Raw genomic sequence first — 17250 nt, 5'->3', positions numbered from 1 at the left:
TTAATTCCCAAGCTTTCTTTTTATCTATAACCGATTAATTGTTTACTAATTTTAGGGACGCTTCAGGATAACGTTCTCCCGTATTAGGGTATTTAATCAATATTTCATCTATCTGCTGCAAATCCTCTGGAGAAAGTTCAATAGATACTGCTTCTATGTTTTCCCTTAAATATTTCGAACGTTTAGTCCCTGGAATCGGTATGATATCCTCTCCTTGGGCAAGGACCCAGGCTAACGCTAATTGAGTTCCACTAATCTCCTTTGTTTTTGCAAATTCATTCCAAGCCTCTGCCAACATGATATTGTTTTCTAGATTTTCGTCTTGGAATCTAGGGAGATTTTTTCTGAAGTCTCCTTCTTGGAAATCTCGCGTTTGGTTAATAATATTAAATAAACCTCTTGCTAATGGAGAGTATGGTATTAACGAAATATTTAATGACCGAGCTGTAGCAAGAATGTCCTTTTCTACTTCTCTCGTCAAAACTGAATATTCACTTTGTAATGCTGCAATTGGATGGATCGCATTTGCCTTTTTTAATGATTCGGATGAAGCTTCAGAAAGTCCAAGATATCTAACCTTCCCTTCCTTCACCAATTCTGCCATTGCTCCAACTGTTTCCTCAATTGGGATATTGGGATCAACTCGATGAGCATAATACAGATCGATAACATCTACCTTCAATCTTTTTAGACTCAATTCGACGGCTTGTCGCATCCATTCTGGTGACCCGTCAAAATAAGAATTAAATGGACTGTGAACGGTGTTTTCAGTATCATTGAATCGAAACCCAAATTTTGTTGCAATGAAAATTTTATCCCTGTTGTCTTTTAATACGGTTGAAATAATTTCTTCGTTTTCACCATTACCATACATGTCTGCAGTGTCCCAAAAGTTTACTCCTAAATCTAATGCTTCATGTAGTAATTTAATACTTTCTGATTTATCAGTATGACCGTAAACTGTACTCAAAGGCATACAGCCCAAACCTATAGCTGACAAACGCTCGCCTGTATTTCCTAATTTTCTCGTTTTCATGTTTATATTATTTAATGTGATATCATATTTATAAAACTCCTTTGGCTTAACTTATGGATCCATATGGATTCCAATCAAATCGATTTTCTCCTTCGCTTGAATTAATTCTTCCAATTCCTGGCCAAGGGAGGTGAGATCCAATAACTAATTCTTGAGTATTGTTAAAATCATGGAAAAAATTGATCCGGGTCTCTGCTGCCAATTTGGGATTGTGGTCTCCAGAAAATGACCATTCAGGATGTTCAAATTGTATAAGCTCATGATGAGCTAAATCTGCAATATAAGTAACAGATTGATGGTCGCTACATATTTTAGTGCTAAACATTCCAGGAGTGTGTCCTGGTGTTGGCAGGAAGGAGAGGAAGCCAAAAAGTCCTTTTGTGAAATCAATGTACTCAATCTGGTGCTTGAAGTCTTCTAACATAGATGGTATCATTTGGATGATTTGTTTTAATCCTTCACGATCCATATGATAGATACCACTTTCTGTAAAATCAGATAATTGAGCGTTTCTCCAAAAAGTGCATTCAAGTTCTGACAGATGGATGCGAGCATTGGGATAGTTTATACTATTATTTAAGCCATATAATCCTCCAATATGATCAGGATGTAAATGTGAAATAATAATATCGGTGATTTCATCAGGTCTTACTCCTGATAATGACAGACTATCGACCAACCAACCGATATCTGGATTTTCATTAGATTTTCCCAAGCCAACATCCAGCAGTATTTTCTTGTTTTCTGTTTCAATTAAAACTGTATTGATTTCTAAATCAATTGTTTCTATTGATCTCACGTTTAATAGCAAGAGCTGTTCTAGAACTTCTCTAGAGGTTTCGGGTGCAAAATCCGGGTAAATAGGTTGACGGGGTATAAATCCATCCGATAATATCGTAAGCTTGTAATTATCGAATGCTAACTTTTGGAAATTTGCTTTTCTTACAATTGGAGTTTTCTCTTCCTCATGAATAAGCAATCTTGAAGTTTGTTTGTTCATAATCGTAATTTTTCTTAAGTCAAAGCTAAAAGCGAATCCTTTGAAATTTACGATCGATTCAAACTAAAAATTATAAAATTCAAATAATAAAGCTTAAACTGCCAGCTTTCTTATTTCTCGCGGTGTTTTACCTGTATGTTTTTTATAAAAATTATTGAAATATGCGGGGTATTCAAAACCTAGCGAATAAGCTACTTCTGATATCGGCCAGTTAGTATACCGAAGTAATTCATTTGCTTCTGCAATGATTCTATTCGAAATGTGATAGGAGGTGGTCTCTCCCGTTATCTCTTTTACGGCTCGGTTTAGGTGGTTGGTGTGGACTGATAATCGATCTGCATAATCTTTCGCGGATTTTAATGTGAGCTGATTATGAATGGCATCGATGGGAAACTGACGCTCAAGTAACTCCAAAAATAGCATGGCTAGACGCTCTGATGCATTGTGCTCATAATTGTTTGATGCAAAAGGTTTGGATTTTATGACCTGATGAATTATCAAATGCAGGTAGCTTCTTAATATTTCTTGCTTAAATTGATAATTAGAAGAGTTTTCAGCAACCATCTCCTTAAATAATACTGAAATCAAGCTTTCAGTTTCCTCAGTTAAATAGAAAAGCTTATCGGTGCCAATTTGAAACATTGGAAGATTGTATAAAAAGTCATCCTGTTTTTTAACAAAAGCTTCATTGAAAATACAAAACCAGCCTGGTTGTTCACCTCCGTCGCCTTTCCACCTGTAAGGAATTTTGGGAGTCGAAAATAGCAAGGCACTTTGTTTTATTTCAAATGTCTTGTCAGCATACTCTAGTGTTCCCTTCCCTGAATCAATGTGACTTTATAATAATCCCTTCGGGAATAAGGCATAGATCCAATACATGAAGAGCGCTCAAATACATTGATGTGTGGCCGGTCCTGAGAAACTACCTCCTGAGCATCATAATGAATCCGATCATAAAACTCTATTATATCCTCTCTTAATTTCATAGATCAAAATTAAGAAATTCAAATAAAATAATTTTGTAATTAATATAAACTTTACAGTTCCTTAATATTTTTGAAAGCTAAAATGTCGAAATACCTATCTTTAAGGATATTTGAAGACTAAATATGATATTTAATTATTGTAATAAAAATCAACTTAATTCCATGACACTACAAGAATTTAAAGCCACCCTTAACAATCCTCAACCAAACCCAGACTGGGATGTACAGATCAAATCCTTATGGTATGATGCCAACGGAGATTGGAAAAAAGCGCATGACCTCATCGATCAATTGAATGATATGGTGTCTGCTCATGTCCATGCTTATTTGCATAGGGTAGAGGGTGATCTGTGGAATGCTAGATATTGGTACAATCGTGCTAAACAACCAGAATTTAAAGGTTCTCTAGATGAAGAAAGAGAATATCTTTTGGAAAAATATCTTAGTTAGCTGCGGGCAGCTGAGATGAATTCTTGATACTATCTTGTGAAATAGTAGGGATCGTAGGAATGGTGTCTCTCCGAGGTTTAAAAGTCCACATCTTTTTCCAAAACTCACCTAGGGTATTGAATTCTGTACGGTATACCAATCCTACAGCATTGATGTAATCATCAGTAGGTGTAAATAAAATATTCCTCGTATTTAGCCTGTTATATGCTCTGAACATAAGGCTTCCATCCCTTCTGATTTTATAGGTCAACTCAGCATCCGTAGCTACTTGATTTGAGAAGAAAGTCAAATCTGTTGTTTGAATATTTCTACGGTCTACTATCCTCCAGTCAATACCAATCGGTCATCAAAGAATCTAAACGACGCTGATGCATCATTCAATGATCGGATATTGAAGTCCAAAAAATTAATGTTTAAGGATTGGGCTAAGATATTGTTCAATTGGTTGAATGCAATCTCAGTTCCTGCAGATAGGAGCGTGTTATTTACTTCCCTTCCAAGCTCTCCAGAATTGTTGGCTGTAAAACTCCTTCGGATAATTAAACTCAGGGCTTGTTGGTTTACGTTGTTTGCATCTGAAAAATAAGCCTGCAACTCATCCTTAACATAAGGTGTTTGCGGGAAGTTTAAATCAAATGATACATCGGGTTGACTAAGCGTTCCTTTGATGATCATATCGGCCTGAGCTAATACCCTTTCATCCTGCCCAGCTCTACCTGCGGCATTGTATAAGTCCCGTATGGATGTTCTTTGTTGGTAGACTGCAGTAATATTTTACCGTCGCACCAGAAGGAGATCCTGTCCAACGGATAGTACCACCTTGCTTAAGGTCAAAATATTTATTGATAAAATCTTGAGCTGTAAAATGGAATTTTCCAGAATTTACGGCATAGTCGCCAAACATTTCAAAATCCCCCAAACTCGAAACCTTCAAACTTATCTCTCCCGTACCCGTTCCTTTTAGCGAACCAATGTCGGTTTGTAGGTTTACCTCAGCAGCAGGTGTAAGCTCTAGGTCCATATTCATCGTCATGCCTTTCAAAAAGTAACGAGATGCATTCTCTTGGTTTTCCGTAGAATCTTTACTGACAAAATAAATAAAGTCACTTTCTGAAACCGTCATGGCTGTATTGAAAGGAATGGTAATGGTAGTATTTTCTTCCGATCTTGCCTTGATATTGATGTCAATTGCCGAGGTAAACCCTTTGAATTGATATGTACCAGTAGCATATGCAGTACCATAATAAAGATTATTGTCCTTATAGGTCGTATTCAAAATCATTACATTGTTTGTTGCTACATTAACATCAATGTAAGGGTTAGCTAATTTTGAAAGATCCACAACTCCACCCGCAACAGCTTGATGACCTTTGATATCAGTAAAGGTCAAGTTATTCATCATAACTTTATTCTGATCAATCATGACCGATTGACTATTCAGATTATAGGTAGTTTTAAGATAGTTCACTTTGAAAGATGCACTTTCTATATGAGCAGTACCATTGATGAGTGGATTTTGAAGAGTGCCACCTATATTTAATTCTGCATCCATTTTTCCTTGCAGATCCGAAGCTAGGTTGCGAATAAATGGTTGGAACAATATAAGTTCTGCTTGTGTCAATCTACCTTTTAAATTGATAGCCTGATCCCCAGAAACAACTTGATAAGTTCCATTCAGGGTCAACCCCCTTTTTCGGTCATCCAATAGCTGAAAGTCTAAATTTGCAACTTTGGACTCAGGGTCGAAATCTGCCAATAAGACCATCTGTCCTATTGGAATTTGGTTTCCAAACCATTGGGGTAGTGCTTACATTCGCTGATAAGTAACGGTTTTTTTAAAGATCGAATGCACTTCAATATGACCATTTAACTCACCATCCAAATGGATCCCCATAGGTTTTGTGACCGATTCTAGTGAGTGTAGATTAAATCTGCTGAATTGAACTTCTAATTTGTCATCTTCATTTGATAACACTCCATTGAATTCCACCTTTTGATTTCCTTGTGAAGCTACTAAATTATCCAAGTAAAACTTTCCTTTTGAAACCCGCATTTCAGCATCGGTATTAAAAGTCCAAGGTTTCATAATTCAAGACAATCGTAGATTCGTCAAACCTGATGTAAGCAGGTTTATTATGGGCAAAATGTATGTTTCCATTTAACCTCATAAAGTTTTCATCAGTATCTTCTGCTGCTTTAATATTAAATAAAAGACTATCATTGGAGAGGATATTGTTTATTTCAACATTATTAACAAATATGCTGTCTGTTAAAAATACTTTATCTGCTTTTAAGTTGAGTGAAAAAGCATTTTGATCTGCATTTTCATTGATGGTCAGGTTCTGTAAATTAACCCCTTGATATTTTACAAATGGGCTGAAGGCAGTAAACTGGGCGGTAAAGTCTTCCGACGAAAAGTGAGCTTCCAAAGTGGCGCCATCTTCCAAGGTTAAGGTTGGGTCTAAAAACGCTGGATACCGCTTCAAATGACTTTATATTGAGATCTAAATCAAATAACTGCGGGTTATATGCCTCTGTTTCTAATCCTATTGCTGGAGCATAGCGCATCGCCAATGCCTTAAAATATGGAACAATGGTATTGAGGTCAATTATACCTCTAACCTCTGCATCCCATCACATTGGATTTAAGTATCAAGGACCTATCCATTTCATTTCCTTCAGCAGAAAAATAAACATCATCAATCGTGAACTTACCCTTTGAAGTTTCCATGGAAATCTGGTTGGCACGTAAGTCCCCGTTTAGATTGTTGAGATTGTTCCCCGTTAAATGTGTGCTGATATTGGAATCATAAATTATAAATGCTATCCTTAGTCACAAAACCCAGCTTTTTCAAATTGATCATATCAATTTGGGCATCCACATTATAGACACTTTGCTCTTCCTGGAGATTTTATTTTACCGTCATAGGCTAAGGCTACATTTTTAATCGCTGATATGACCATTAGCCTCAATCTGCTCTTTCAAATAAGAAGGCGTCAACAGAAATGCTGTCGTATTGATTGTTGCCCATTTGAAAATTCCTTAAATCTCCAATGATGTTCAATTGGATTTCCTTTGAAATCTAGGTTTTGGCCATCAAAATTTAAATCAAATGCGCTGTTTTTTATGCTGTTGCTGTTGATGAGGTTTCCGATTTGGAAATCATCACTCTGAAGGTTTCCTGCGTAAACGATGTTTTTCTGGATATTGATGTGACTCTCCGTATTGAGAAGACCCAATTCTGTTTCAAAATCTTCCTTTGACATCAAATAAATTATATAAGCCATTAAATGAACCAGCAAATCTTATTAATCCTAATCTATGAAGTTGTTCTGGTAGGGTAAAAGAACCTCTATTTGAAAGTTCAGGAACTAATTTTTCAATATCTTGAGCAGTAAGTCTGCAATCGTTCGGCCTGAAAAGTCAAAAATGGTTTTATTGATATTTGGCAGACCTTTAATATTGAAATCCCCAATTAACCTGGTTTCATCCCCGGTTTCTATATCGGCATTCTGGACGCGGATATTGGCTACAGTGCCCTTGACATTTCCTTGATTTACTTCCGCTTTAAATCTGACAAATTTCATGTCAGGTGCAAAGTATTCAATGTCCTTAGAATCAACAAAGACATTTTCCATCTCGGAATCTATGTTTAACTTTCTTTACAAAAATCTCCGAAATCTCCAAAATCTTTATAGCTGAATTTTAAGTAATTTCCAAGCGTGGAGTTGTTAGTCAAGAGCTTTAAATTGTCAAATTCCATGAACTTGTCCGTTACGACTGCATGAGAACTTAATTCCTTCACTTTAAAGCCAGATTTCTCTTGGAAAGAAAGCTTTTTAATAATTGCTTTCAGAGTTGTGGAATCTTGCTCAATTTTACTGAAATTTCCAGTTAGGTGGGTTAACTCAATATCGGAGAAATCAACACCACGGCTATGATGCTTCTGCGTATGGTTAATGATTTTGACATAATTGTCTACCAAATTAACTTCGTAAAGCTTTAGCTCCATTTTCTTCTTTGGAGTTTGATCTTTTTTCTTTTTCGGAGCAAAATAATCTATTAAGAACTTAAGGTTCGAACTGTCCTTGTAAACTTGAAAATCCACATACGCCTTTTCAATATTTAATCTTTCGATGACAATCTTGTTCTGAAAATAATCTGTTAAGATCAGATCTGCATTGAGCTTCTTTGCTGAAAGTATAGGGTTTCCTTTTGAATCGGAAAGATTGAAGTCGTAGAGGTTGAGTTCTGAAAAGGGCTTGAAATAAATCTTTCCAATCTCAACATTTGCATTCAACTCCTTAGAAAGATATTTAGCGACTTTTTTGGTAACATATGTTTGAACAGCGGAAAACTGTAGAGAGAATAGCAGAATTGACAGCAGGGCTAAGATGCTGAGCAGGCTTATTAACGTTATTTTAAGTATTTTTTTGATACTTTTGTAAATTAAATTTTATACTTCTCTCAAAATGGCCATTATTCTAGGAATAGAATCTTCATGTGATGAAACTTCGGCCTCTATATGTATAGATGGCGAAATTAAGTCAAATATTATTGCTAGTCAAGCAATTCACGCTAAATATGGGGGTGTAGTTCCTGAGTTAGCTTCTCGAGCACATCAACAAAATATTATTCCAACAGTAGACCAAGCTATCGCTTCTGCTAAAATACGGAAAAATGATATAGATGCAGTAGCTTTTACGCGTGGACCTGGACTTTTAGGTGCTTTATTGGTAGGAACTTCTTTTGCAAAGTCGTTTGCTCTTGCCCTAGATATTCCATTGATTGAGGTGAATCATATGCAGGCACATATATTAGCCCACTTTATTGATAATCCAAAACCGAATTTTCCGTTCTTATGCCTTACGGTTTCAGGAGGCCATACACAAATTGTATTGGTAAAAGATTATTTTGAAATGGACCTTATCGGAGAAACATTGGATGACGCCGCAGGTGAAGCCTTTGATAAAACTGCCAAAATCTTGAATCTCCCTTATCCAGGTGGACCATTGATAGATAAGCACGCTAAAGATGGTGACCCAAATGCCTTTAAATTACCAGAACCTCAGATTCCCGAACTTAATTTTAGCTTCTCGGGACTGAAAACTGCTATTCTATATTTAGTGCAAGATGAAATTAAAAAGAATCCTAATTTCTTGGACGAAAGAATGGATGATCTATGTGCATCCGTGCAAAGTAGAATCGTTTCGATATTATTGAATAAGCTTAAAAAAGCAGCGAAACAAACCGGAGTAAAGGATATTGCTATCGCAGGCGGGGTGTCAGCAAACTCAGGACTCCGCAACGGTCTCCTAGAAATGGGCCAAAAATATAACTGGAATGTCTTTATTCCTAAATTCGAATATTGCACCGATAATGCTGCAATGATCGCAATTGCAGGATATCAAAAGTTTCCTAAAACAAGATTTCATCGGTCAAGACATCGGACCATTAGCAAGAATGGGGGTTTAGGCATATAGTTGTGGTAATAGACATTAGACATAAGACACAAGACATTAGACTTTAGATCTAAAACATTAGTCCATCACCAAGAATGGGATTTAGAATTGTGTTTATAGACATAAAACTTTGGACCATCAACAAGAATGGGGGTTTTGCCTTGTGGTTATAGACATATGACATAAGACATTAGTCCATCAGCAATAATGAGGTTTAGACTTTTGGTTATAGACATAAGATATTAGAGATCCAGAAATAGTCTTATGTCTTATGTCTACTGTCTAACCTACCTAAAAACTAATTTTCACTTCGATTTTCTTTCCATCGTTTCCTTTTTTCCAGTCTGGGCCATTTTGAATAATTTGAATGGCTTTTTGGTTTAGTTCTGGGTTGCTTGTTTTCTTAACGGTGATATCAATCGGACGTCCAAATGTAGAGATGTCGAATATCAAGGTAACAGAACCTTTGCCTAACAAGGTTTGATAGGAATTGTCGTTTATGTATTTTTTGTAAGCGACCCATCCCACCAAAGGTTCGGATTTTACTTTCGGCGATTTGCCACCATAACCTACAACTACAACTTCATCCAATTGAGCAAAACTTGGCTCCAATTGCACGATTTTATTGTTGCTGGCAATGATGTTTGCTTTTTCATAGCCTAATGATAAGATTTCCAATTTCTGATTATCCGAAGTCAAAGGCATTACATATTCACCATTTGCATCAGTCATCACCACATCATTAGTTTTAATATCTCTTACCGAAGCATTGGCAATTGGTCTTCCCGACTGCTGATCCAATACTCTTCCGGTAGCAAGTTTTTTAACATCTTGCAAAGAAGATACTCTGTCTACCTGTATTCCACTGACTGCTCCGGCTAATTTTGCTTGAGGAGCCTTCTTACTGCGAATCTGAATCACTGGAGAATTGTCTGATAAAACTTGTTGTTCAGGCGCATAATTACTAGCAATACGCAACTCGTCTTTATCAGAAAAACCACTGGTATCTGCTCTTGGCACTTCTTTCAGAAAGATATCTTTGTTTTGAGCCACAATCCTGTCTACTTCATTGGCTTGTTTAGGTGCTGCTGACGCAGTTTGTTTTTGAAGATCGGCTGTCTTTTAATTCTTCAGTCGGCGCTGCCTCAGGACTTGCCATTGCTATCAATGTTTCCTCGTCGCTTTGACCTTCCAGACTGTCCAGGTTTATACTGTTCAGTGTGGTGTCGGTTGGTACCTCTGCTGGCTCAACGGATGCCGCCTCCAAGGTCTCATGTAATTGTTTTTGGTCTTTATTTAGAAACCAAATGGTCCCAATACCCAAAAACTAATAACAAGGATGCTGCAATACCTAATAATCTATAACTTCTAAAGGAGCGTATTTTTGGTTCATGACTTCTTTCAAATATTGGAGTATGCAGGTCGGAAACATCAAGTGGTTTTTTGAGTTTCTTTTCTTCTTCCAACCCCATAAGGACGTCCATTAAAAATTCATCCTCATGGCTAGCTTTTTCAATAGCATACATCTCGGAGCTGCTCAGTTCTCCGTTCACGTATTTACGTAAGTAGGCTATGTCAAAGTTCTTATTCATGAGAATTCCTTTCCATGCAGTTTTTAAGATTTCTTTTGCCGTTTTGGATAAAACTCTTTACGTCATTCCATGCTATAGCCGGTTATTTCTACCACTTCTTTGTAGCATTTCTGTTCGATAAAGAATAATTGGATACTTCTTTTTTGTTTCTCGATCAATGTATCCAAACAGCTTTCTAATCTCAATAATTGTTCCTCCCTCTCTTGATAGTTTTCCTCCTGATGCAGGTTCATAGAAAATTCCACAAAATTATCTGTAACAATTTCAACCTTGTTTTTTGCAGATCGCAGGGCCATTAAGCAATGGTTCTTGCTGACTACATAAAGCCAGCGGGGGAAGTCTTGGATGTCTTGTTTCTTTACCTTGTCGATAAGTTCTTCAAAGATCTGCATGACCGCGTCCTTGCTGCGCTCAGGCTCTTTGAAATAGCGTAAACACACATAATAGACCATTTCGCTATGTCGTTGATAGAGGTCGCCTAGGTAGCGGAGGTCTCCTTCCCGAAGGTAGTCTCCGAGCAGATCTTCATCTGTTTGATTGCGCTGTTTTGACAAGGTCCTATTGCTCATTTACTGCTGAAAAATAAATTTTTTTTCTCGTTTATGGAAATTTGATTTTTTATGCATCCCTTGACAAAATTTACTAGTCATGAATAAAATATTTGCTTTTATAGTCCTTTTGCTTACTCTAGGTAGTAGCGGACTAGCCCAACAAAGAACAATTACTGGTACTGTCAAGGACGCCGATAGTAAAGCAGTTCTTTCAGGAGTTGAAATTAGTGTTCAAGGGAAAAATACTGCAACTCTTACTGACAATAATGGAGCATACAGCATAAAGGTTGAAGATAGTGATGTTCTTTTTATTTAAATTCTTGGGTTTTGAAACTCAGAAAATAAAAGTTGGTAAGAAAAAGAAGATAGATGTTTTGTTGAAAGCAGAATCACATAATTTGGAAGAAATTGTTGTGCTTGGCTATGAATCTCAAGCGAAGCAGGTACCAACTGTTATGTCCACTGCGCAAGTGCGTGGTCGTGTCGCAGGAATATATATACAACCTAAGCCGCAGCATAATGAGGAATATCAACGTTTTGAAGAAAATGGATTTATTTCTCCAACCAAAGAAGCACTTTCTACTTTTGCAGTCGATGTAGATGCAGCATCTTATAGTAATGTGAGAAGAATAATAAATTCGGGTCAGTTGCCACAAAAGGATGCGGTAAGGGTAGAAGAAATGATCAATTATTTTCAATACGATCTACAAGCACCTACCAATGGAGATCCTGTAAAAATATATACCGAGCTTACGACAGCTCCATGGAACAAAGAACATCAATTGATGCGTATAGCATTAAAAGCTAAAGATATTCCTAAGGGAGATCTGAAGCCTTCAAATTTGGTTTTCCCTGATTGAATGTTTCGGGTTCTATGATGGCAAATAATAAATTGCCTTTGGTTCAATCTTCTTTGAAATTATTGGTCGATCAGTTGAGACCAGAAGATAAAGTAGCTATAGTAACCTATGCAGGAAGTGCTGGGGTACCATTGGAAAGTACAAAGGGTGACCAAAAAATGAAAATTAAAACAGCGATTGACGAATTAGTTGCTGGCGGCTCTACTGCAGGTGCAGCAGGTATCAAAAAGGCTTATCAGATCGCTAGACAAAACTTTATCAAGGGCGGAAATAATAGAATCATATTAGCTTCTGATGGCGACTTTAATGTAGGTGAATCTAGCAATGAAGCAATGGAAGACCTAATTGCCAAAGAAAGAGAAAGTGGAGTTCATTTAACGGTTTTGGGTTATGGCATGGGAAATCTAAAGGATAGCAAAATGGAAACCTTAGCAAATAAAGGTCATGGAAATTATGCTTATATAGATAATATCTCTGAGGCTAGGAAAGCAATGATTACTGAGTTCGGTGCGACATTGTTTACAGTTGCCAAAGACGTTAAAATTCAGGTGGAATTTAATCCGGCTTATGTTCAAGGCTATAGATTGGTAGGTTATGAGAATCGTTTGTTGGAAGCAGAAGATTTTAATAATGATGCAAAACTTGGTGGTGATATGGGGGTAGGGCATACCGTAACAGCAATTTATGAAATTATTCCTGTTGGTGTGAAGAGCTCAATTATTGGAACCGTAGATCCACTGAAATATCAAAATAATGATAAACCAAATGTGGGTTCAAAAAATGGGGAACTAGCAACGGTTAAGTTCCGTTATAAAGATCCAGAATCCGATAAGAGTCAATTACAGCAAACGATAGTAACCAATGTAGCAAAACCTCTGGATGCAGTTTCGGAAGACTTCAGGTTTGCAACCGCTGTTGCTGAATTTGGCATGTTGCTTCGCAACTCGGATTATAAGCAAAACTCCAGTTTTGAAAGTTTAGTGGCTAGAGCAAAAGCAGCAAAAGGAAAAGACGATGAAGGATATAGAGCAGAATTTATTCGACTAGCAGAAAATAGCAAATCAATTTTAGATACTGAGAAATAGATTAGTAAGGTTGTTAAAATAACGAGCCAGGTTCAATTTGAGCCTGGCTTGTTTTTTAATTTTGTTATAGAATGATAATTTCATTTAATCGAAGAGCTTGAGCAATGTCGATTTTGTATCTTTTCTTTTCACCTGGTACGTTTGTTATGACTTCATACGCATAGCCATCTTTTTTTGATCCTTTCTTTTCAAATGAAACGATTCTCAAAGTTTTTCCTATAATATGTTTGGCATTTTTTGAAACCTTCATTTCATTGATGGCTTCTTGTGTCAATCCAGCGCCTGAAAGTACCGATGAACCCGAAATTACCTTAATCCCACCATGCACAATACCCAAATTTTCGGAAGTAACTCCAGCTAATCCAATAGTTGCACCAGCAGCAAGACCTACTTTCCCTAGATTTGATAAACTAACATTATGACGCTTGTGCTCTTCAATAGAAACAAACTCATAGGAATGAGGAACATTGACCAGGATTTGATCATAAATTTGAATTTGCAGACTGTCATTGATCATTAACGTACTGTCGTTAACTAATTTTTGAGCTTTTAATGCGGATGCCAAAATCATCAAGCATAGCAATGATGTGATTGTTTTCATACGGTAAATGTTTAATAGATAATTACTTTTGGTCAAAATGGTTAATTAATATTAATCATGTGTTAAAAAACAATCAATTTTGGTATTAATTCTTTATATTCCTTAAATACAACAATAAAAAATAGGGAGCCTGAATCCAAACTCCCTATTTCTATTATAAATAAAGTATAAATAAAGTATAAATAAAGTAAAATCTTTATTTCACCAATTTCTTTTCCCACATCTCAAATCCCACATCTCAAATCTCACATCTCACATCCCACATCTCATATCTAATCCTTCTTTTTCTCTTTCCATTGTTGAGTAAAGGATTTATCGGCGATTTTTGGCAATTCTCTTTTATTGCCCCACGCTTTTTTGAAGAAGTTTCGAGCGAAGAAGTTTTTGGTTTTTCCGCCAAAGAAATCTAGGAGTTTCCTCTTTTGTATTGCCCAAGTAAACATACTCCATCCTTTTTTCTCGACCGAACTCACGAGGTCTTGTTGTACAGCATCTCTACGATTCAAGAGCAACATCTTTTGAATATCAATGCCTACCGGACAAACTTCGGTACATTTACCACACAGGGAAGAAGCATAACTCAAATGTTTGAACTCCTTCATGCCATTTAGATGCGGTGAAATTAGAGAGCCAATTGGGCCTTGGTAGGTTGTTTCATAAGTATGTCCGCCGATATTTTGGTAGATTGGACACACGTTCAAGCATGCTCCACAGCGGATACAATAAAGTCCTTGGCGTTGATCTTTTTGTTCCAGAACATTTGTTCTTCCATTATCTAGCAAGATGACGTACATGTCCTCAGGTCCGTCGTATTCCGAGATTTTTCGAGGACCAGAAAGTACCGTATTATAAACGGTCAGGTTCTGACCAGTACCATGCGTTGATAGGAGAGGCCAAAATAAGTCGAGGTCATTGATGCTTGGCAACACTTTTTCAATTCCTACCACGGCGATATGAACTTTTGGAAATGTTGTGGTCAGTCTTGCATTACCTTCGTTTTCGGTAATGGCAATGCTACCGGTGTCTGCCAACAAAAAATTTGCACCTGTAATACCTACGTCCGCAGTGGTGTATTTCTCACGCAGGATTTCACGAGCCTTCATGGTGAGTTCCTCAGCAGTTGCTTCAAGAGGTGTGTCAAATTTTTCGTGAAATAACTTGGCAATTTCTTCCAAGCTTAAGTGCATAGCAGGAGTTACGAAATGATAGGGTTTTTGACCCAGCAATTGAATTATAAATTCACCGAGGTCACTTTCTATGGTTTCGATGTTTTTGGATTCCAAGAAATGATTGAGTTCAATTTCTTCGGTTGCCATTGATTTTGATTTCACGACAGACTTGGCTTGGTGATGTTCCATAATGCGCCAAATCTCTTCCCGAGCCTCGGCAGCATCATTTGCCCATATAACCTTGCCACCCTTGGCCGTAAAATTAGACTCAAAATCCAATAAATAGCGGTCCAAGTTTTCAATAGCTTTCCATTTGATCAAATTAGCCTTGGTCTTGCTGTTCTCCAAGTCAAAAAACTTGCTCTTTCCCTTTTCAAAAGCAATCTCATACTTATCAATATTATTACTGATAACCTGACGATGCTGTAAATCAAATGATTTTGAAGCACTATCCTTCAAGAATTTATCTGCTACTGTCTGTGGCCATAGGGATGATTTCGTTGCTAATTGCAAAATTAAAGGTTGACCGTGAAAATCAACCAATTTTAAAGATAAAAAATTATCTGTGATACCTTCAAGAATGTTTATAAAATCCCTGCTGTGCAAAAATTCCGAAAATAATAAAGCGGTCAACCTAATTAAGAAAGACCGCTTTATAAATATCGATTGTATTGTTATTTCTTTGGTTCAATCAAGCTGATGCTCAATTCATCCAATTGTTCTTTAGCAATTTTCTGCAGGCGCATCGATCATAACATCACGTCCTGAATTGTTTTTAGGGAATGCAATGAAGTCTCGAATAGTTTCTTGTCCGCCCAAGATTGCTGTCAAACGGTCAAGTCCGAATGCCAAACCACCATGTGGAGGAGCTCCATATTGGAAAGCGTTCATCAAGAAACCAAATTGGTCCTGAGCTTGTTCTGGTGTAAATCCAAGATGCTTGAACATCAATGCTTGCATATCTTTTGTCATGGATACGGATAGATCCACCACCAATCTCATTACCATTCAGCACTAAGTCATAAGCATTCGCGCGCACTTTTCCTGGATCACTGTCCAACAAAGGCATATCCTCAATTTTTGGAGAAGTAAATGGGTGGTGCATAGCATGGAAACGCTCTGTCTCTTCGTCCCATTCCAATAATGGGAAGTCAATTACCCATAGCGGTGCAAACTCATCAGGCTTGCGTAAACCCATACGGTTACCCAATTCCATACGAAGTGCGCTCAGTTGAGCTCTTGTTTTATTTGCAGGACCCGAAAGGATTAAAATCAAATCTCCAGCTTTAGCGCCAGTTTGCTTCCGCCCATTTAGCTAAATCTGCTTGATCATAGAATTTATCTACCGAAGATTTGAAAGTGCCGTCAGCTTCACATTTTACATATACCATTCCTGAAGCACCTACTTGGAGGACGTTTTACCCAATCTACCAATTCATCGATCTGTTTTCTGGTATAAGAAGCCGCTCCCGGTACAGCAATGCCGACCACCAATTCTGCATTATTGAAAATAGCGAAATCCTTGTGCTGAGCGACATCATTCAATTCCCCGAATTTCATTCCAAAACGAATATCAGGTTTGTCGTTACCATAAGTACGCATCGCCTCATCAAAAGTCATTCTCGGAAATTCAGCGACTTCAATGCCGTGGATAGTCTTCAATAAATGACGAGTCATCCCCTCAAATACATTTAATATATCCTCTTGTTCTACGAAAGACATTTCACAGTCAATCTGAGTGAACTCTGGTTGTCTATCTGCGCGTAAATCCTCATCGCGGAAACATTTTCACGATTTGGAAATATTTGTCCATTCCACCTACCATCAACAACTGTTTAAAAGTTTGTGGGGATTGTGGCAGGGCATAAAATTGGCCTGGGTTCATACGTGAAGGGACAATAAAATCTCTTGCACCTTCTGGAGTAGACTTTATTAAATAAGGCGTTTCGATTTCGCAGAAATCCAACCCTGATAAATAATTTCTGACCTCTTGTGTTACTTTATGACGGAATAGCAAGCTGTTTTTAACAGGGTTTCTGCGGATGTCAAGGTAACGATATTTCATTCTGATGTCTTCACCACCATCAGTTTCATCTTCTATAGTAAATGGAGGTAATTTTGACTCATTCAGAATTTCTAAATTACTCACTTTGATTTCAATGTCTCCGGTAGGGAGTTTTGGGTTTTTGCTTGAGCGTTCTATAACGGTTCCTGTTACCTTAATTACATATTCTCTACCCAAATCACGTGCATTGCTGCACAGGGTTTCATCATCCTCGCTATTGAACGTCAGTTGTGTTATTCCATATCTATCACGTACATCAATGAAAGTCATTCCACCTAAGTCACGTGATTTTTGTACCCATCCAGACAGGGTTACTGTTTTTTCCTAAATCTTCAATTCTTAATTCGCCACAAGTATGTGTTCTGTGCATGATTATCTCAATTTTTATTGAC

At 37.3% G+C, this 17250-nt stretch carries 22 protein-coding genes and 2 pseudogenes; 5 read left to right on the top strand and 19 right to left on the bottom strand.

Going from position 1 to position 17250, the window contains the following annotated elements:
• Nucleotides 1-34: 34 nt before the first annotated feature.
• The 4 genes from FGL31_RS17730 to FGL31_RS23830 all read right to left on the bottom strand — a co-directional run bounded on the left by FGL31_RS17730 (nucleotide 35) and on the right by FGL31_RS23830 (nucleotide 3022).
• Complete coding sequence (locus tag FGL31_RS17730; RefSeq protein WP_138093451.1) at nucleotides 35-1036, bottom strand: aldo/keto reductase; 1002 nt, start codon at nucleotides 1034-1036, stop codon at nucleotides 35-37.
• Between the two features lie 46 nt (nucleotides 1037-1082).
• Nucleotides 1083-2036 (bottom strand): MBL fold metallo-hydrolase, encoded by a 954-nt coding sequence (locus FGL31_RS17725; RefSeq protein WP_138093448.1) that lies wholly within the window; start codon nucleotides 2034-2036, stop codon nucleotides 1083-1085.
• A gap of 93 nt (nucleotides 2037-2129) precedes the next feature.
• A complete protein-coding gene (locus FGL31_RS17720) occupies nucleotides 2130-2804 on the bottom strand; it encodes a helix-turn-helix domain-containing protein (RefSeq protein WP_197734306.1) in 675 nt (224 codons plus the stop codon).
• Between the two features lie 38 nt (nucleotides 2805-2842).
• A complete protein-coding gene (locus FGL31_RS23830; RefSeq protein ID WP_197734305.1) occupies nucleotides 2843-3022 on the bottom strand; it encodes a hypothetical protein in 180 nt (59 codons plus the stop codon).
• Between the two features lie 162 nt (nucleotides 3023-3184).
• Between FGL31_RS23830 and FGL31_RS17715 the strand changes: the two genes are divergently transcribed.
• Nucleotides 3185-3472 carry a hypothetical protein gene (locus FGL31_RS17715; protein WP_138093445.1) on the top strand — a complete coding sequence of 96 codons (288 nt, stop codon included), beginning with the start codon at nucleotides 3185-3187 and terminating at the stop codon, nucleotides 3470-3472.
• Here FGL31_RS17715 and FGL31_RS17710 read toward each other — a convergent pair.
• From FGL31_RS17710 to FGL31_RS17675, 8 genes are all read right to left on the bottom strand, one after another.
• The gene (locus tag FGL31_RS17710) at nucleotides 3465-3761 is read right to left on the bottom strand and encodes a hypothetical protein (RefSeq protein ID WP_138093442.1); all 297 of its coding nucleotides are present in this window, start codon (nucleotides 3759-3761) and stop codon (nucleotides 3465-3467) included. The genes FGL31_RS17715 and FGL31_RS17710 overlap by 8 nt on opposite strands.
• Before the next feature lie 29 nt (nucleotides 3762-3790).
• Nucleotides 3791-4213, bottom strand: coding sequence for a translocation/assembly module TamB domain-containing protein (locus FGL31_RS28285; RefSeq protein ID WP_262709260.1), 423 nt, complete (start codon nucleotides 4211-4213; stop codon nucleotides 3791-3793).
• Nucleotides 4185-5237 (bottom strand): translocation/assembly module TamB domain-containing protein, encoded by a 1053-nt coding sequence (locus tag FGL31_RS28280; protein WP_138093436.1) that lies wholly within the window; start codon nucleotides 5235-5237, stop codon nucleotides 4185-4187. Before FGL31_RS28280 ends, FGL31_RS28285 begins: the two co-directional genes overlap by 29 nt.
• Before the next feature lie 42 nt (nucleotides 5238-5279).
• Nucleotides 5280-5558 (bottom strand): hypothetical protein, encoded by a 279-nt coding sequence (locus FGL31_RS17695; RefSeq protein ID WP_138093433.1) that lies wholly within the window; start codon nucleotides 5556-5558, stop codon nucleotides 5280-5282.
• The gene (locus tag FGL31_RS17690; protein WP_138093430.1) at nucleotides 5539-5958 is read right to left on the bottom strand and encodes a hypothetical protein; all 420 of its coding nucleotides are present in this window, start codon (nucleotides 5956-5958) and stop codon (nucleotides 5539-5541) included. The genes FGL31_RS17695 and FGL31_RS17690 overlap by 20 nt, the downstream gene beginning before the upstream one ends.
• Nucleotides 5959-6469: 511 nt before the next feature.
• Nucleotides 6470-6739, bottom strand: coding sequence for a hypothetical protein (locus FGL31_RS17685; RefSeq protein WP_138093427.1), 270 nt, complete (start codon nucleotides 6737-6739; stop codon nucleotides 6470-6472).
• A 105-nt stretch (nucleotides 6740-6844) separates the two neighbouring features.
• On the bottom strand, nucleotides 6845-7111 hold the full coding sequence (locus FGL31_RS17680) for a hypothetical protein (protein WP_138093424.1): 267 nt from the start codon (nucleotides 7109-7111) through the stop codon (nucleotides 6845-6847).
• Nucleotides 7112-7125: 14 nt separating this feature from the next.
• Entirely contained in the window at nucleotides 7126-7902 is a 777-nt protein-coding gene (locus tag FGL31_RS17675) for a DUF748 domain-containing protein (RefSeq protein WP_262709259.1), read from the bottom strand.
• 43 nt (nucleotides 7903-7945) lie between these two features.
• Here FGL31_RS17675 and tsaD point away from each other — a divergent pair.
• Nucleotides 7946-8948, top strand: a pseudogene (gene tsaD, locus FGL31_RS17670) (tRNA (adenosine(37)-N6)-threonylcarbamoyltransferase complex transferase subunit TsaD).
• Between the two features lie 278 nt (nucleotides 8949-9226).
• Here tsaD and FGL31_RS17665 read toward each other — a convergent pair.
• The 4 genes from FGL31_RS17665 to FGL31_RS17650 all read right to left on the bottom strand — a co-directional run bounded on the left by FGL31_RS17665 (nucleotide 9227) and on the right by FGL31_RS17650 (nucleotide 11096).
• On the bottom strand, nucleotides 9227-9988 hold the full coding sequence (locus FGL31_RS17665) for a carboxypeptidase-like regulatory domain-containing protein (RefSeq protein WP_138093418.1): 762 nt from the start codon (nucleotides 9986-9988) through the stop codon (nucleotides 9227-9229).
• A gap of 25 nt (nucleotides 9989-10013) precedes the next feature.
• Nucleotides 10014-10202: a hypothetical protein gene (locus FGL31_RS17660; RefSeq protein ID WP_138093415.1), complete on the bottom strand. Its 189-nt coding sequence runs from the start codon at nucleotides 10200-10202 to the stop codon at nucleotides 10014-10016.
• A 25-nt stretch (nucleotides 10203-10227) separates the two neighbouring features.
• Entirely contained in the window at nucleotides 10228-10527 is a 300-nt protein-coding gene (locus FGL31_RS17655) for a hypothetical protein (protein WP_138093412.1), read from the bottom strand.
• Nucleotides 10528-10589: 62 nt separating this feature from the next.
• Entirely contained in the window at nucleotides 10590-11096 is a 507-nt protein-coding gene (locus FGL31_RS17650) for an RNA polymerase sigma factor (RefSeq protein WP_232046910.1), read from the bottom strand.
• Between the two features lie 79 nt (nucleotides 11097-11175).
• Between FGL31_RS17650 and FGL31_RS26420 the strand changes: the two genes are divergently transcribed.
• The 3 genes from FGL31_RS26420 to FGL31_RS26410 are packed head-to-tail and all read left to right on the top strand — an operon-like array spanning nucleotide 11176 to nucleotide 13023.
• Nucleotides 11176-11394: a carboxypeptidase-like regulatory domain-containing protein gene (locus FGL31_RS26420; RefSeq protein ID WP_232046909.1), complete on the top strand. Its 219-nt coding sequence runs from the start codon at nucleotides 11176-11178 to the stop codon at nucleotides 11392-11394.
• Nucleotides 11395-11398: 4 nt separating this feature from the next.
• The gene (locus tag FGL31_RS26415; protein WP_232046908.1) at nucleotides 11399-11938 is read left to right on the top strand and encodes a von Willebrand factor type A domain-containing protein; all 540 of its coding nucleotides are present in this window, start codon (nucleotides 11399-11401) and stop codon (nucleotides 11936-11938) included.
• On the top strand, nucleotides 11935-13023 hold the full coding sequence (locus FGL31_RS26410) for a vWA domain-containing protein (RefSeq protein ID WP_262709161.1): 1089 nt from the start codon (nucleotides 11935-11937) through the stop codon (nucleotides 13021-13023). The genes FGL31_RS26415 and FGL31_RS26410 overlap by 4 nt, the downstream gene beginning before the upstream one ends.
• Before the next feature lie 64 nt (nucleotides 13024-13087).
• Here the strand turns inward: FGL31_RS26410 and FGL31_RS17640 are convergent, their stop codons facing one another.
• The 3 genes and pseudogenes from FGL31_RS17640 to aspS all read right to left on the bottom strand — a co-directional run bounded on the left by FGL31_RS17640 (nucleotide 13088) and on the right by aspS (nucleotide 17228).
• Nucleotides 13088-13624 (bottom strand): hypothetical protein, encoded by a 537-nt coding sequence (locus FGL31_RS17640; protein ID WP_138093409.1) that lies wholly within the window; start codon nucleotides 13622-13624, stop codon nucleotides 13088-13090.
• A gap of 272 nt (nucleotides 13625-13896) precedes the next feature.
• Nucleotides 13897-15306: a LutB/LldF family L-lactate oxidation iron-sulfur protein gene (locus FGL31_RS17635; RefSeq protein ID WP_138093406.1), complete on the bottom strand. Its 1410-nt coding sequence runs from the start codon at nucleotides 15304-15306 to the stop codon at nucleotides 13897-13899.
• Between the two features lie 161 nt (nucleotides 15307-15467).
• Nucleotides 15468-17228, bottom strand: a pseudogene (gene aspS, locus FGL31_RS17630) (aspartate--tRNA ligase).
• Between the last annotated feature and the right edge of the window lie 22 nt (nucleotides 17229-17250).

It is taken from the genome of Sphingobacterium daejeonense (assembly GCF_901472535.1).
GTDB classification, from domain to species: Bacteria; Bacteroidota; Bacteroidia; order Sphingobacteriales; family Sphingobacteriaceae; genus Sphingobacterium; species Sphingobacterium daejeonense.
Note: the sequence above shows the minus strand (reverse complement) of the source record. Positions and strands in the feature narration are given on the sequence as shown.